Raw genomic sequence first — 16834 nt, forward strand, 5'->3', positions numbered from 1 at the left:
ACGGTGATGTTATACCGTCGTTATGGAGGATTTGTAGCGGCTTGGCTCATTATTTGTGTACCACTCAATCATGGCTTCTTCGACGATCTCCGGGTACTCAACCTTATCCCATAACTGTTGCCATAATTCATCACAGTTATGCCAGTTCCCCGACAGCACCCAGCCAGCAATTGCCATGGCAACATCCGGCATTTTGACCCGGCCAACAGAATTGCTATCGAGCCAATTTCTTACCGCAGCAGGATCAAGGTAGCTCATCGAATTTGCTAGCCCCATCATTTCAAGAGTCATCACATTGCTGAGTTGTTCATACTGGCCATGGAGCGGTTTGAGCAACAACTTCTTACCGAGGCTCATTGCCTCGGAGGGCAGCTCGAAACCACCATTGGCAATCACGCCCCGACAATAATGCAAGCGATGGTGGAAGCTTTCACGGTTAAGCTGACGAATGCTGACATTATCGTACTCACTATCCTTCTCTACATCGGGGTGATAGCAATAAAAATGAACTTGGTTAAACCGGGTCAGCAAATCCAGCACCGCTGGCAAGCTCTCAAACGGCAGGTAAACCAATACCGACTGATTATTTTCCCTCTGGGCTTCCTTGATTGGCACGATCGGCGGCAAAATCATCTGGTTGAAGTGAAACCAATGTACCCCTAACTGCTGGACTGTCGGGGCGAAGCCACGTATCACGAGACTATCGAACCAGGTTTGTCCTTGGGTTGGGATATCATGCAGAAAAGCATTCTGGTGGCTGATACCAATACTGTGGACTTTCTGCGTCTTTGCAGCCCAAGCAGACACAGGTTCAAAATCATTGAGTACAACATCATAGCCGGATACATCAAGATGGCGGACATCCCGTACAAAGCGGGCTAAATGGTTACCGGTCAATGTTTTCCTGCGGTTCACTTCGCCGTTTTCGGTCACGAAAGTCAGTCCGCGGCGGGTTTGGAAATCCCCGAAGCAATCCATGTCGAAATAGCGATTATCCGGCCGTCCCGAAAACAGGAAATCAACATCGGCCCCCAAGGCGGCAAACGCCCTCGCCATTTCCCTAGCCCTTGAAATATGACCGTTACCCGTTCCTTGGACGCCATAAAGGATCTTCATTTATCAGCCACTCCTCAAAAACTCACCAACTGGAAACAGAATATGCCCAGCAAGGCGCCAGCAATCACATCAGTAATGTAATGCACGCCAAGTAGTACACGTGAAAACCCTATCGCTATCGCCCACGGCCAAATAAACCATGCCGTATCAGGGTAGAAAGTAGTGATCAGCGAAGCCATCACAAAAGCCGCTGCGGTATGGCCTGATGGCAGGCTGTATTTGTCTGATGGAGTGATAAAGCTTGGCAGTGCCGCTGGGCGGTCACGCTTTAAACTGTTTTTCAAGATGAGGTAGACGGGAAGTTCGAGAGAAAAGGCCAACAACCCTGTTTTCACTACTTCTGCTCCCTGTGATGTATCTACCACCCATACCAATGCCGCAAACATCACATACAGGTGGCCATCCCCGGTGTGGGAAACCGCACGGCTGAAACGCGCAACCTGGATATTGAAACGATGGCAAAGGCAAAGTGCCGAAAATGCGTAATCCATTCGCTGTAATGGTGTCAGTAAGGTCATTGCCCGATCCTTTTCTGATTAATTAAGCATCAGATTAGGAGAGGGATATGACAGGGCAGTGACGCTTTGGAGGAGGGATAATGACAATCCTTCCGTGCCCTTTTTAGAAAAGAACAACGGAAGGATTACCTTAAGCTAAGTCAGTCTAATGCTATGCAGAGACTAAGTTTTCGTGGCGGTGCACCAACTTGAAGTCAGATAAAATCACATACGCTGCAGGGATCATAAACAGTACCAGCAGGGTTGAAGTGAAAATACCGAACACAATTGAGATCACCAACGGCTTGATCACCTGGGCTTGCAAGCTGGTTTCCAGCATCAATGGCAGTAATCCGGCAGCGGTAGTCAACGAGGTCAGGAAAACCGCCCTAAAGCGTTCGCGGCTGGCCTGCACTACCGCTTGCTCAATGTCATCGCCATCATCGAGATGATGGCGAATGTACTGCACCAGCAAGATGGAATCGTTGACCACTACCCCAGCTAACGACACAAAGCCCATCATACTCGGCATACTCAGCGGGTGGCCTAGCAGGAGGTGGCCCCAGAACACCCCAATCAATGCCAGCGGTATCGCGAGCAGTACCACGAATGGCTCGAGGTAACTGCGGAACTGGAAACTCAGGATCACAAACACACCGAAGATCCCCAACATAAAGCCGGTCGCCATCGACTGGCCGGTTTCAGCGGTATCTTTAGCTGCCCCCTCAAAATCAAACCGCAGCCCCGGGTAGTCCTGCTGCAACTTAGGCATCAGCTTGGTTCTAAACTGGCTTAGCACCTCACCTGAGCTGATCACACTCTCTTGCAAGTCACCATACACGCTGAGCGTGCGCAGGCCGTTAATACGCTGGATACGGACATAGTTCCGTTGGTGCTCAAGGATCGCCACCGAGGCTAGTGGGATCTGGCTACCATCAGACAGGATGATCGGGAAGCTCGATAAGTTTTGTAAGTCCGCTGCCCGCTCCTTATTGAACATCACTTCGATTTCAATGTTCTCGGGACCAATCTGGATTTCATCAGCAGTCTGGCCGAAATAGGCCGAACGGAGCTGAGAAGCAATCATCTGGCCATCAACACCAAACGCCTCCGCACCAGGACGCAACCGGATCAACACTTCCGGTTTACCCATCCGCATGTCATCGAGTACGCCCGATACCCCGGCAAACTCATTGAAGAACTGTTGGGTTTTGACTGAGGCGGCCTTGAGCATCGCCAGATCGTCATGCTGCATCCGTACTTCGATAGCACGTCCACCCGGCCCCATCATAGGTTGTTTATAAACCAACGCCACCGGGGCGGCTAACTCGCCAACATCTTCCCGCCAGGCATCAATAAACTCATCTATCAAGCTATTACGGATCTCAGCACTGAGCAAATCAAGCCTTACTGTCGCAACATGCGGCCCGCTCTCGTCAGCATCGGCATTGAAGTTGAATTGCTCGGTGATATTCCTCACCAAAGACTCACCGCCTTCATTGCGTTCGCTCCATTCTTCGTTAAGGCGCTTGGCAGAGGCAACGATTTCCTCGACCACAGCTTCTGTCTGACCCAGTGTCGAACCCGGCGGCAGGATGATCCGCGCCTCGGCAATATCCCCATCTAGCTCGGGGAAGCCGACAAACTTAAGCCCCCCACCGGCCAACAAGGCAAAAGAGGCAAACAGCAAGCCAATAACCCCACCGACAAATAGGTAACGCCACTGCACCACCAAAGCCACCATCTTCACCAAGCGTTCATTCCTAAATCGCTCGAAACGGATCAAGAAGCCTTGTTTCCAACGAGGAGGTAACTTCTCCTGTTTCTGGCGGTGCAAGGAATGGCTGAGGTGGCTAGGTAGGATCAAGAAGGCCTCGATCAAACTGATCGTCAACACTAGGATCAATACCTGCGGCACGACCCGCAGTACTGCCCCCATCTCCCCCTCGAGGAAAATCAAGCTACCGAAAATACAAATGGTGGTCAGGTATGATGATACGACCCCCGGCAAGACTTTTTTCACCCCGTTGTACACCGCGTCCTGGATCTTCTGCCCACGATCGAGGTGGGAGGCGATGGACTCGGAGATCACTATCGCATCATCCATCATGATCCCGATAGCCATCAACAAACCAACCAGGGACATGATGTTGATAGATAGCGAAAATGTCGCCATCAAATACATACTGCCCAAAAACGCCACCGGCAGCCCTGCGGCTATCCAGAACGAATAGCGGAACGAGAAAAACAGCCACATCACAGCAAAGACCAGAATCACCCCTTGCCAGCCATTCTTGACCATCATGGTCAGGCGATCCCATAGTAGGGATGAGAGATCATTGGTCAGTGTCAGTGTTACCCCGGTTGGTGCCAGTTGGTTTTCAGCCTCGACAAAGGCTTCTACTCGCTCTTTGATCCGCAGTGCATCATCGGCCTTGTTCTTGCTGATCCGCAGCATCGCCGATGGCACACCGTCAAACAGCACCTTTTGTTCATCAAGGGCAAAGCGGTCAGTAATGGTTGCCACATCCCCCAACCGTAGGACTGCCCCTTGGGCATCGGCACCGACAACCGTCCGTGCAATCGTCTCGGGGGTAATTTTCTGCTCATCAAACCGGATCAATAAATTACGGTCCGCCAACTCGATATTGCCGCTTGGCAGTTTGATGTTCTGCCGGCTCAGTTTGCTGGCAATATCACTGACACTCAAACCAAGCTGACGTATCGCCACCTCATCCAGTTCCACCCGGAGTTGGTGATCGGAAAAGCCACTGACCTCCACCAACGAGACGCCGTAATCCAATTTGAGCGTGCGTTTGAGTTGCTCGGCATAAGCTTTGAGGTGGGGCAAACTGGTGTCGGCTTTAATTGCAACATCAACCACCGGCTCGTTCCAGTCTAGCTCGCGGACAATCGGTGACTCGATTTCAGTCGGGAAGTCATTGATCGCATTGATCTGGGTTTGAACATCCACCAGCATCCGCGAGACAACCTCGCTGTTGGTCAGCTTGAGGATCAACGACGCCGATCCTTCCACCGCTTCACATCGAGTCTCGACTATGTTGGCCAACCCATCGACCGCATCTTCCATCCGCATACAGATGCTCTCTTCCACTTCCTGTGGCGAGGCGCCCGGATAAACCACCGAGGCAATGATGTAAGGTGGAGCAAATTCTGGGAAAGTTTCACGTTTAATCTTCGGAAGCGACACCAAACCCAGAATAATCAATGCCAGCATCATCAGGTTGGCAGCGGTTGGGTGGCGGGAGAAATAACGGATCATGATGCCGGCTCCTGATCTTGGTCTTGAGCCTTAGCCTCATCAACTGGCTTGCCATTTACCGTAACCACTTTGAGTGCCATGCCCGCCACTGCGGGTAATAGGTCATTGACTACCAGTTGGGTCCCAGATGCCAGATCACCGCTGATCGCCACTTGGCCATCACGGCGGAACAGCACTGTAACCGGCTGAATTTTCAGGTTGCTATCGCCATCGACCAAATAGACTTTATCCCCATGCAGGGCTCGCTCAGGGATCACCCAATGCGGGTTGGGTTGGCCCGAGAGCCTTGCTTCAACAAACATACCGTTGACCAATGGCGGGGCCGTTTCTGGCGACATCTGGCTATAGTCCTGGCCGACCTCAAGGATCACCCCAACGGTTGCCTGGTTGGCATTGACCGTATCGCTGATCCGGGTCACCTCAGCAGGCCACTGCTGGATAAAGTTGCCGCTCGATAGCTGGATACTGGCACTGAGATCTAGTTGATCGGCACGAGGCTTGCCGTCTGCATGGGCGGTATATTGAGTCAAACTGGCCGCCAGTACTTGCATGTCATGTAGGGCGATTTGGGCATCAATTTCCACCGTATCGATACCGTGTGCCACTACCATCACCTGCTGGGTATTAACCACCTGATCCTGCTCGATATCGACCGTTGAGATCCGGGCATCAATCGGCAAGGTGATCACCGTTTTTTCCAGCGAGCGCTTCGCTTCACTCACTTGCGATAGGTTGACCTCCAACTGGGCCAGCGTCACCTTGCGCTCATTGGGCAGCACAATCAGTTGGTTCTCGATTTCTTGCACCACTTTCTGACTGGCCAACGCATTTTGCTGCTCGAGGTCGACCGTCGATTGCGAGGTTAACCCCTTGGTTCGTAGCTCCTGCTTACGCGCGAGTTCTTTCTTGCTGATCGCCAAGCGGTTTTTTTCAATTTTCAGCGTCGTTTTAAGGTTTTGCTCTTCCTGCTCTAGCTTCGCCAGTTGGGCCTGACTGGCACTGACGTCGGCCTCGGCCTGCGCCAAGCGCAACTCATAATCCAAAGGGTCGATTTTCAGCAACACCGTGCCGGTATCGAGTACCCGTCCCTTGTTCAAATCAGGATGGCGATAAACCACCTTACCGGATACTTCAGCAATGGCCTGCCATTCTACCTTGGGGGCAACCCGGCCAAAGCCCGCTGCTTGCGGGGCAAGTAACTGCTGATCAAGATTAATCACATCGACCACACGGGCCCGCTCAAGGGCAGGTTTTACTTCAGGAGACGGGCGCAAGTTGATGGCCAGTACCAAGATCACCACACCGACCAGTACAGCGGGAAACAACAGCAATTTTCGATTCTTCAGCATGGTTTATTCTCTTCCTTTGGCATTGTCAGGCCACGCACCAACAGATTGACATTATGCTCGGCCAACTCAGCCAGATAAGCTTCATCCATTTCAATATTTTGCAGCGTCAGCAGCGAGGGCGGAATGAGAAAAGGGAATACCATCAAACTGATAAAACTCATCCTCGCCTTTTCAGGACACACATCAGCCCTAAGCTCGCCTTGCTTTTGCAATTGCTGGAACATCACTTCAATCGCAGGGCGAGCCACCTCGTTGAAGATCTTTTCCATGGTCTGGCGCTGCAGATCAGCCGGCTCCATCATCATGGCCCGGGCAATCAATTTCGGCATATCTGGATTGGGTGCCATGATACGATAATAGGTACGCATCAAATCCCCGATAGATGCAAAATCCCCTTTGTCCAAGGCCACTTTTAGCTGGGCTTGGATCGGGGTAATCGTCTCCCTCAACATGGCTTCATACAGGCCAGACTTATTGGCGAAGTAATAGCGGATCAACGCGACATTGACGTCAGCACGGTTAGCGATCATCCGTGTCGAGACTTTACCGTAAGGCAAACTGACAAAGAGTTTCCTCGCTTCAACAATCAACCTCTGCCTGGCATCTGAATCGCCGACAGGGCGCCCTGCCTTACCTACCATGACGCCTCCCTAAAACCTTTGTTATTGCGCACATTCTGCATTCACTTCGCTCAATTAATCACTTGATTAATTTTAAGCTTTGCCCGCCAGACTAACAGGGCATTAATTCCCTACAATTTAATCAATTGATTAATTTTAATATATGAGAGATTTGCCCTCTTTGATGTGATACCAACAAAGAAATAACATTCAGCTTTGCCTTTGCGGGCCATTAATTTCGCCCTTAGCAAGCGCCCCCACCATAGCAGCCATGAATACAACTGGTCTGATTTGTCACAATAGCCACGAAATATCAACTGAATAACCAAGAAAAGAAAATAAACATGCAATTTGGGGTTGACGGTCAGCCTGTCTATTTGGTATTCATTTGTTAACCAAGTTTGTGGATATATTTCAATTATGAAAATGCGTTTCTCATCTCTTCTCCTAAGCCTCCTCCTTATCGTGACAAGATCGCGCGGGTAGCTTATGGGTGGGAAACACCACTAAGAATTCAAAAAACCCGCGCAGACTGCGCGGGTTTTTTCTTATACAGGCCAGCGCAAGCGGATGCAGACAACGCCAATAACGGCAGCCAATGAAAGGAAGTAGCAATGAAAGATCAGGTCATCATTTTCGATACCACGTTACGGGACGGTGAACAGGCACTATCCGCCAGCCTAACGGTAAAAGAAAAACTGCAGATCGCTTATGCCCTTGAACGCCTTGGGGTTGACGTTATCGAGGCTGGCTTCCCAGTATCGTCACCAGGCGATTTCGAGTCGGTCCAGACCATTGCCAAACACATCAAGAACAGCCGCGTCTGTGCCCTATCCCGTGCTGTTGCCAAAGACATTGATGTGGCTGCCGAGTCGTTGAAAGTGGCCGAAGCATTCCGAATCCATACCTTCATCTCCACCTCGACGGTCCACGTGCAGGACAAACTGCGCCGCAGTTATGATGACGTGATTGAGATGGGTGTTGCTGCCGTCAAACGTGCCCGCAACTACACCGACGATGTCGAGTTCTCATGTGAAGATGCTGGCCGTACCCCAATCGATAACCTATGCCGTATGGTTGAAGCGGCAATCAATGCCGGTGCCACGACCATCAATATCCCAGACACCGTGGGCTACACCTTGCCAAGCGAGTTTGGCGGTATCGTCGGCCAACTGTTCGAGCGCGTACCCAATATCGACAAGGCTATTATCTCGGTGCACTGCCACGACGACCTAGGCATGTCAGTTGCCAACTCGATGGCTGCCGTCCAGGCCGGTGCCCGTCAGGTTGAGGGGACAATCAACGGTATCGGCGAGCGTGCAGGCAACTGTTCGCTGGAAGAGATCGCCATGATCATCAAGACCCGCGCCGAACTACTAGGTGTCCACACCAATATCAAGCACGACGAAATCCACCGTACCAGCAAGATGGTCAGCCAGCTGTGCAACATGCCAGTACAGGCCAATAAGGCTATCGTCGGTGCCAACGCCTTCAGCCACTCTTCCGGTATCCACCAAGATGGCATGCTGAAGAACAAGAACACCTACGAGATCATGACCCCAGAGTCTATTGGTCTTAAGAACCAAGCCCTAAACCTAACATCCCGCTCTGGCCGCGCCGCGGTGAAGAGCCACATGGATACCTTGGGCTACACCGAGAACGAGTACAACCTAGACGAACTATACGCCGACTTCCTGAAACTGGCTGACCGCAAGGGCCAGGTCTTCGACTACGATCTGGAAGCCTTGATGCACTTTGCCAACCTGCGCGAAGAAGATGATTTCTTCAAGCTGAACTACCTAAGCGTTCAGTCGGGCAGCGTCATGGCGACCACCAGCATCAAGCTACAATGCGGTGACGAAGAGAAATGCGAAGCGGCTGTCGGTAACGGTCCGGTTGATGCGCTTTACCAGTGTATCTACCGCCTGACCGGTTACGACATCGTATTGGATAAATTCGACCTTACCGCTAAAGGCGAAGGGGAAGATGGCCTAGGCCAAGCTGACATCATCGCCAACTACAAAGGCCGCAAGTACCACGGTACCGGCTTGGCGACCGACATTGTCGAGGCGTCAGGACAAGCACTACTTCACGTGATCAACAGCATTCATCGCGCCGATCAGATTGCAGAAATTAAACAGAAATCCCAAATGGAGACAGTATAACCATGGCAGGTACATATAAGATTGCCGTTCTACCGGGTGACGGTATTGGCCCAGAAGTAATGCAGCAGGCCCACAAAGTGTTGGATGCTGTACAAGAGAAATTTGGCTTCACCCTAACGTGCAACGAATACGATGTTGGTGGTATTGCCATCGACAACCATGGTTGTCCACTACCGGAAGCAACGCTGAAAGGTTGTGAAGACTCCGATGCGATCCTGTTTGGTTCAGTAGGTGGCCCGAAGTGGGAACACCTTGCGCCGAACGATCAGCCTGAGCGTGGTGCACTGCTACCGCTTCGCAAGCACTTCCAGCTGTTCTGTAACCTGCGCCCGGCACAGATCCACAGTGGCCTGGAAGCCTTCTCGCCACTGCGTGCCGATATCTCCGAGCGCGGTTTCGATATCGTTGTGGTCCGCGAACTAACCGGCGGTATCTACTTCGGCCAGCCGAAAGGCCGTGAAGGTGAAGGCCCGGAAGAGAAAGCGTACGACACCGAAATTTACCACCGCTACGAAATCGAGCGCATCGCCCGCATCGCTTTCGAATCGGCAATGCTGCGCAACAAGAACGTATACTCCATCGATAAGGCCAATGTGCTGCAGAGCTCTATCCTGTGGCGTGAAGTGGTTGAGGAAGTGGCAAAGGACTACCCGGAAGTCACGCTAAACCACATGTACATCGATAACGCGACCATGCAGTTGATCAAAGACCCATCACAGTTCGACGTGATGCTGTGCTCGAACATCTTCGGCGACATCATCTCGGACGAGTGCGCGATGATCACCGGCTCTATGGGTATGCTACCTTCTGCCAGCTTGAACCAAGACAAGTTCGGCATGTACGAGCCAGCAGGTGGCTCGGCACCGGATATCGCGGGCAAGAACATTGCCAATCCAGTCGCACAAATCCTATCTGCAGCCCTGATGCTACGTTACAGCCTAGGCGAAGAGCAGGCGGCACGCGCTATCGAGCAAGCGGTATCGCAAGCACTGGAAGCCGGTGAACTCACCGCAGACCTAGCGGGCAACGGCCCGGCACTAAGCACCAGCGAAATGGGCGATAAGATTGCCCAATACGTTCGCCAAGCCTAATCGCAGCAAGGAGCAAACGAGCAATGTCTACAACTAAAGCGCCTCAGACGCTATACGAAAAAATCTACGATGCCCACGTTGCGGTTGCCGCCGAAGGCGAAAACCCAATCCTATACATCGACCGTCACTTGGTACACGAAGTGACGTCACCGCAGGCCTTTGATGGCCTACGTGAAAAAGGCCGCAAGGTACGCCAGGTCGGCAAAACATTCGCGACCATGGATCACAACGTCTCAACCCAGACCAAGGACATCAAAGCCTCTGGCGAGATGGCCCGTATCCAGATGGAAACCCTTGCCAAGAACTGTGAAGAGTTCGGTGTCACCCTTTACGACCTGAACCACAAATACCAAGGCATCGTCCATGTCATGGGCCCGGAGCTGGGCATTACCCTACCGGGCATGACGATTGTCTGTGGTGACTCGCACACGGCAACCCACGGTGCATTCGGCTCACTGGCCTTCGGTATCGGTACTTCGGAAGTCGAGCATGTATTGGCGACCCAGACCCTGAAGCAAGCCCGTGCCAAAACAATGAAGATTGAAGTGAAAGGCAAGGTCGCTGAAGGCATTACCGCCAAAGACATCGTGCTGGCGATCATCGGCAAGACTACTGCAGCCGGTGGTACCGGCCACGTGGTGGAATTCTGTGGTGAAGCGATCACCGACCTGACCATGGAAGGACGCATGACGGTCTGTAACATGGCTATCGAGTTGGGTGCCAAAGCCGGCCTTATCGCCCCAGACCAAACCACTTTCGACTACATCAAGGATCGTAAATTTTCGCCAGCAGGCGGCGATCTAGAAGCGGCTATCGAATACTGGAAGACACTGAAAACTGACGATGATGCCAAGTTCGATACCGTAGTTACCCTAGAAGCCAAAGACATCAAGCCGCAGGTAACCTGGGGCACCAACCCTGGCCAGGTAATTGCCGTGGACCAACCTATTCCTGCGCCAACTGACTTTGCCGATCCGGTCGAGCAGGCGTCTGCAGAGAAAGCATTGGCTTACATGGGCTTGGAAGCTGGCAAGAAGCTGTCTGACTTTGCTATCGACAAAGTATTCATCGGCTCTTGCACCAACTCGCGCATCGAAGACATGCGTGCTGCAGCAGCCATTGCCAAAGGCCGTAAGGTTGCTGCCAACGTCCAAGCATTGGTTGTACCGGGTTCGGAGCAAGTTAAAGCCCAGGCTGAGAAAGAAGGGTTGGACAAAATCTTCATCGACGCCGGATTTGAATGGCGCCTACCGGGTTGTTCCATGTGCCTAGCCATGAACAATGACCGCCTAGGCCCAGGTGAGCGCTGCGCATCAACCAGTAACCGTAACTTCGAAGGTCGTCAGGGCCGTGACGGTCGTACTCACTTGGTGAGCCCGGCGATGGCAGCTGCGGCTGCGTGTGCAGGCCACTTTGTTGATATCCGCGAACTAGACAACGTTGCTGTGACGGCTTAAGAGAAGGAACGAGACAATGACAGGATTTAAACAACACACCGGTTTGGTCGTTCCATTGGATGCCGCCAACGTCGATACCGATGCTATTATCCCTAAGCAGTTTCTGCAGAAAGTGACCCGCACCGGTTTTGGCAAGCACCTATTCCATGACTGGCGCTTCCTCGATGATGCCGGCGAGCAGCCAAACCCAGAGTTTGTGATGAATGCGCCGCGCTACCAGGGTGCCAGCATCTTGCTGGCCCGTGAAAACTTCGGCTGTGGCTCATCCCGTGAACACGCCCCGTGGGCCCTGGCCGATTACGGTATCCAGGTGATGATTGCACCGAGCTTTGCCGATATCTTCTACGGCAACTCGATCAACAACCAGATGGTGCCGGTTCGCCTGACCGAGCAGGAAGTCGATGAGATCTTCCAGTACGTCGAAGCCAACGAAGGTGCTGAGGTCACCGTTGATTTGGAAGCCATGCTGGTAACGGCCAACGGCAAGCAGTACAGCTTCGAGATTGACGAGTTCCGCCGCCACTGCCTACTGAACGGCTTGGACAACATCGGCCTGACCTTGCAGCACGAAGACAAGATTGCCGAATACGAAAGTAAGATCCCGGCGTTTTTGGCGTAACGGTTAGTACCGTTTTCGCTAGAGTCCGGTAAAAATAACGCCCCAGCCCACTATGGCTGGGGCATTTTTTTGTCTTTTTTGCAATAAACCGGGCTACCAGCAGGTCGTCTAAGCTAAACCCTGTCATCTCTTGGGACCAAGATTAAGGATGTTCTATGCGCTTTTTTGTCAGCCTGCTGTTTCTCATTTTATCGGCCAGCACTTTTGCTGCCCCCAAGGCAGACCTGTGGCCTTACTGGCAGCAATATGCCACCTCCAATTCACAAAAGGTTGATCACAGCCGTTGGCAACGCCTGCTCGATAAATACCTAGTGGTCCAGCCCCAACAAACCTTGTTCCGCTATAGCCGGGTATCGGACAGCGACAAGTATGAGCTGGACCGTTACCTGCGCGACCTTACCAAGATCAATCCGCATCAACTAGGCCGCAACGAACAGTTTGCTTATTGGGTTAACCTCTACAATGCCCAAACAGTAAAAATGATCCTCGATGAATATCCGGTATCTTCAATTACCAAACTCGGTGGCATCTTCAGCTTTGGCCCCTGGGATGAGCAAGTACTTACCGTTAACGGTAAACCACTATCCCTCAATGATATCGAGCACCGGATTTTGCGCCCTATTTGGCGCGATCCGCGCATTCACTATGTCGTCAACTGTGCCAGCCTGGGTTGCCCAGACCTCCAGCCCGAGGCCTTCACAGCCAGCAACACCGAACGCTTGCTGGAAAAATCAGCCACTCGATTTATCAACAGCCGCAAGGGCGTTAACCCCCAAGGCAGCAAAACCCAGCTCTCGTCGATTTATGAATGGTATGGCAGCGACTTCGGCAACCAGTCACAGCTGCAAAAACACATCAACCAATACCGCCAAGGAGCATCAATTACACTTGGCAATGTCAGCTATGATTACAACTGGTCGCTCAATGAAGCCAAGTAGCCCGTTTATAAATATGGCTTCATCAACGGAGCGGTTGGCATAATAGTACCTTCCTGCTGGCAACCTTTTCCCCGCCACATTACAATAACAAGCGTTCTCATTGGGGAGCGCTTGTCTTTGGCCAAATTAGGCCTTGTTACAAGCTGCTGAGATTGCTGCGGCAAGACCCACAGAACCTGATCCAGTTAGTACTGGCGTAGGAATTGAGTTCGCCACGGTAAGCCTTCTTATCTTGCAAAGCCGGCATGACGCCTGCCTTCTGCTCAACCCTGTGCCGCTCGTACGATTATTTTTCCTCTTGCCGGACGCAAGAGCATCAGGAGCGCATAGTGAAAAAATTACTCCCACTTGTTACTTTGGCCGCCATGCCGACACTGGCTGCGGACAACACCTTAACGGTTTACACCTACAGCTCATTCGCCTCTGACTGGGGGCCGGGGCCGGCCATCGAGAAAGCGTTTGAGGCGCAGTGTGAGTGTAATTTAGAGTTCGTGGCGTTGGATGACGGTGTATCCATCCTCAACCGCATCCGCCTTGAGGGCAAGAATACCAAAGCCGATGTGTTACTCGGGCTTGATAACAACTTGCTCGACGAAGCTAAGAAAACTGGCTTGCTAGCCGAGCACCAAGTAGACACCAGCGAACTCACCTTGCCAAACGGCTGGAGCGATGCCACTTTCGTGCCTTACGACTACGGCTATTTTGCCTTTGTCTATGACAGCACCAAGCTTGAGAACCCGCCGAAAAGCTTGGATGAACTGGTCAACCGTGATGATCTCTCTATCATCTATCAAGACCCACGCACCTCTACGCCGGGCCAAGGCTTGATGCTGTGGATGAAGTCAGTTTACGGTGACAAGGCAGCACAAGCCTGGCAGCAACTGGCTGGCAAGACGGTTACCGTCACCAAAGGTTGGTCTGAGGCCTACAGCATGTTCCTCAAAGGCGAGTCAGATATGGTACTTTCATACACCACCTCACCCGCCTACCACCTGATCGCCGAGCAGGATGACAAATACAAAGCCGCCGATTTCAGCGAAGGCCACTACATGCAGGTCGAGGTAGCGGCAAAGCTGAAAAACAGCCCGAACCAAGCACTGGCTGACAAGTTCCTTGCCTTTATCCTAACGCCCGAATTTCAGTCAGTGATCCCAACAGGTAACTGGATGTATCCAGTAACGGATGTCGCCCAACCAGCCGAGTTCAAGTTACTGACCCTGCCGGGTAAAGCCCTTGAATTTTCGGCCGAGGATGTTGCCAAGCAACGCCGTAACTGGGTACGTGAGTGGCAACAGGCATTGACCAAGTAGTAGGCACTCACTTTTGAACACACGCAACACCCAACTGATGCCCGGCCTCATTACCGCCGGGCTTATTCTGTGCCTGGTGATCAGCGCCCTTGCCGCACTAGTCAATGAAGCCAGTACGCTCGATATCGCTTCGCTGTGGAACGATCCCTACCTGCGCCATATTACTGGTTTTTCCTTTACCCAGGCCTTGCTCTCGACCCTGCTGAGTACCTTACCGGCCATTCCTGTCGCCTACGCACTGTCGCGACGGCAGTTTCCGGGGAAAGCCTTGCTGATGCGGATCTTTGCCATGACCTTGGTATTACCGGTTCTGGTCGCGGTATTCGGCCTATTGGCTATCTACGGTAACAACGGTGTACTGAGCAGCTTTCTGGCGAAGCTAGGGTGGCAGGGTAGTTTTTCGCTCTATGGCTTACAGGGGATCTTGTTGGCCCATGTTTTCCTCAACCTGCCACTGGCAGCGCGGCTGTTTGTTCAAAGCCTAGAGGGGATCCCATTTGAGCAGCACCAACTGGCTACCCACCTTGGCATGTCGAGCTGGCACACCTTTCGTTTTGTCGCCTGGCCGAGGATACGCCAGCAGCTCCCCCATGTCGTAGGGCTCGTCTTCATGCTGTGCTTTACCAGTTTTGCCGTCATCATGGCACTGGGTGGCGGACCCAAAGCAACGACCATTGAACTGGCTATCTATCAGGCGCTGCGCTACGACTTTGACCTTGCAGGCGGCGCTATCCTTGCCCTGTGGCAGATGCTCCTGTGCTGTAGCCTTGTCTTGCTGATCCAACGTTTTGCCAAACCACTGGCCACCTCGAGCCAATCTGTCGCCAACCTGCGCCAGAGCCAGTTCGATTCATTCGCCAGCCGTTGCTGGGACTGGGTATGGATAGGCCTTGCCCTGTTATTGGTGCTTCCCCCCCTGCTTGCGGTCTGCCTTGCGGGCTTCAATAGCCAAACTCTGGCAGCACTGGGCAGCTCCGGCCTCTGGCAGGCCGTGTTTAATTCATTGCAAATCGCAAGTATTGCTTGTGTGCTGGCCTTAGTTGGCGGCGTAGCGATACTGCTCACTAGCCGGCAATGGCGCCTCCAACATCGCCGCTGGCAGGCCGATGGGCTGGACCTGATTGGCACTATTATCTTGGTCACCCCGGGGTTAGTCCTAAGTACCGGTATCTTCTTATTACTGCGCCAGTTTACCGACGCCTTTGCCGCTGCTTTCTGGGTGGTGGTTGCGGTCAATGCCCTGATGGCCCTGCCATATGTACTCAAGACACTTAGCCAGCCAATGCTCCACGTTGCCCAACAATACGAGCCTTTGTGCCAGAGCCTCGGCATGACCGGGCTATCACGGCTTATGCTGGTAGAGTGGCGGGCCTTGAAAAAGCCCTTTGCCCAGTCTCTGGCTATCGGGTTTGTACTGTCACTCGGCGATTTGGGGGCTATAGCACTGTTTGGTAGCCAAGACTTCCAAACCCTGCCGCTCTACCTGTTCCAACTGCTCGGCAGCTACCAAATGGACGCTGCTGCAGTAGCAGCCCTGATCCTGCTCACTCTTAGCCTAGGCTTATTCTCCTTGGTTGAAAAACTGATCATCCGGAATCCATAATGCTTAATCTGCAGCAATTACAACATTGCTTCCACCATCCGAAGCAACCCGGCCAATCGACCCAGCTTTGCTTTGACCTCAGCGTTGAGGCCGGGGATATCGTCGCCCTCGTCGGCCCAAGCGGGGCCGGAAAAAGCACCCTGCTTGCCATGGTTGCCGGCTTCCTTACCCCAGAGAGTGGCACGCTCACAGTTAATGGTCAGCCAATCTGCCAACTGCACCCGGCCAACCGCCCGCTCTCTATCTTGTTCCAGGAGCACAATTTGTTCCCGCACCTGAGTGTGTATGAAAACATTGCCCTCGGTTTGAGCCCGGCGTTGAAACTGAACAACGAAGAAAAAGAGCACGTAGTAGTTGCAGCGGCAAAAGTGGGATTACAAAGCTACCTGGAGCGGTTGCCGGAGCAACTATCCGGCGGCCAGCGCCAACGGGTAGCCTTAGCACGCTGCCTGATCCGCCAGCGCCCATTGCTGCTGCTCGACGAACCCTTCTCTGCACTTGATCCTGCATTAAGGAAAGAGATGCTAGAACTGGTCAGGAAGCTTGCCAGGGAGCAGAACACCACAGTACTGATGGTCACCCACAGCCCGGAAGATGCGCTGAAAATCGCCGATAAGTGTGCCTTTATTTATCAAGGCACAGTGAAGGTCTTCGGGCCTTGCCAAGACGTATTAACCTCACCAAGCGATCCCGCCCTTAAGCGCTATCTTGGCGAGTAATACCCCAGTAATAATGGAAAAAGCGAGCCAACTGGCTCGCTTTTGCAAATAGGGAAAGATACAGAAC

13 protein-coding genes and 1 riboswitch are annotated in these 16834 nt (G+C 52.7%); of the genes, 8 read left to right on the top strand and 5 right to left on the bottom strand.

The features are described from left to right. Window positions 1–9 precede the first annotated feature (9 nt). The 5 genes from C9J01_RS18405 to C9J01_RS18425 form a co-directional block, all read right to left on the bottom strand. A complete protein-coding gene (locus C9J01_RS18405) occupies window positions 10–1116 on the bottom strand; it encodes an MJ1255/VC2487 family glycosyltransferase (protein WP_107299602.1) in 1107 nt (368 codons plus the stop codon). A gap of 14 nt (window positions 1117–1130) precedes the next feature. Further along, the gene (locus C9J01_RS18410) at window positions 1131–1634 is read right to left on the bottom strand and encodes a phosphatase PAP2 family protein (protein WP_107299603.1); all 504 of its coding nucleotides are present in this window, start codon (window positions 1632–1634) and stop codon (window positions 1131–1133) included. Window positions 1635–1785: 151 nt separating this feature from the next. Beyond that, window positions 1786–4896, bottom strand: coding sequence for an efflux RND transporter permease subunit (locus C9J01_RS18415; protein WP_107299604.1), 3111 nt, complete (start codon window positions 4894–4896; stop codon window positions 1786–1788). Beyond that, window positions 4893–6245 (bottom strand): efflux RND transporter periplasmic adaptor subunit, encoded by a 1353-nt coding sequence (locus tag C9J01_RS18420; RefSeq protein ID WP_107299605.1) that lies wholly within the window; start codon window positions 6243–6245, stop codon window positions 4893–4895. Before C9J01_RS18420 ends, C9J01_RS18415 begins: the two co-directional genes overlap by 4 nt. Continuing rightward, window positions 6239–6886 carry a TetR/AcrR family transcriptional regulator gene (locus C9J01_RS18425; protein WP_107299606.1) on the bottom strand — a complete coding sequence of 216 codons (648 nt, stop codon included), beginning with the start codon at window positions 6884–6886 and terminating at the stop codon, window positions 6239–6241. Before C9J01_RS18425 ends, C9J01_RS18420 begins: the two co-directional genes overlap by 7 nt. 593 nt (window positions 6887–7479) lie before the next feature. On the opposite strand from C9J01_RS18425, the gene leuA reads away from it, so the two are divergent. From leuA to thiQ, 8 genes are all read left to right on the top strand, one after another. Further along, the gene (leuA, locus tag C9J01_RS18430) at window positions 7480–9030 is read left to right on the top strand and encodes a 2-isopropylmalate synthase (RefSeq protein WP_107299607.1); all 1551 of its coding nucleotides are present in this window, start codon (window positions 7480–7482) and stop codon (window positions 9028–9030) included. 2 nt (window positions 9031–9032) lie between these two features. Then, window positions 9033–10121 (top strand): 3-isopropylmalate dehydrogenase, encoded by a 1089-nt coding sequence (gene leuB / locus C9J01_RS18435; RefSeq protein ID WP_107299608.1) that lies wholly within the window; start codon window positions 9033–9035, stop codon window positions 10119–10121. Window positions 10122–10144: 23 nt separating this feature from the next. Next, entirely contained in the window at window positions 10145–11578 is a 1434-nt protein-coding gene (gene leuC / locus C9J01_RS18440) for a 3-isopropylmalate dehydratase large subunit (protein WP_107299609.1), read from the top strand. A gap of 16 nt (window positions 11579–11594) precedes the next feature. Beyond that, window positions 11595–12197 carry a 3-isopropylmalate dehydratase small subunit gene (gene leuD / locus C9J01_RS18445; RefSeq protein WP_107299610.1) on the top strand — a complete coding sequence of 201 codons (603 nt, stop codon included), beginning with the start codon at window positions 11595–11597 and terminating at the stop codon, window positions 12195–12197. A gap of 155 nt (window positions 12198–12352) precedes the next feature. Beyond that, entirely contained in the window at window positions 12353–13135 is a 783-nt protein-coding gene (locus C9J01_RS18450) for a DUF547 domain-containing protein (protein ID WP_107299611.1), read from the top strand. 91 nt (window positions 13136–13226) lie between these two features. After that, window positions 13227–13355: riboswitch (TPP riboswitch) on the top strand. Between the two features lie 109 nt (window positions 13356–13464). After that, entirely contained in the window at window positions 13465–14445 is a 981-nt protein-coding gene (thiB, locus tag C9J01_RS18455) for a thiamine ABC transporter substrate binding subunit (RefSeq protein WP_170114919.1), read from the top strand. A 37-nt stretch (window positions 14446–14482) separates the two neighbouring features. Continuing rightward, window positions 14483–16048: a thiamine/thiamine pyrophosphate ABC transporter permease ThiP gene (thiP, locus tag C9J01_RS18460; protein WP_107299656.1), complete on the top strand. Its 1566-nt coding sequence runs from the start codon at window positions 14483–14485 to the stop codon at window positions 16046–16048. Then, window positions 16048–16767, top strand: coding sequence for a thiamine ABC transporter ATP-binding protein (thiQ, locus tag C9J01_RS18465; RefSeq protein ID WP_107299613.1), 720 nt, complete (start codon window positions 16048–16050; stop codon window positions 16765–16767). The genes thiP and thiQ overlap by 1 nt, the downstream gene beginning before the upstream one ends. Window positions 16768–16834: the final 67 nt, after the last annotated feature.

Source organism: Photobacterium rosenbergii (assembly GCF_003026455.1).
GTDB lineage: Bacteria > Pseudomonadota > Gammaproteobacteria > Enterobacterales > Vibrionaceae > Photobacterium > Photobacterium rosenbergii.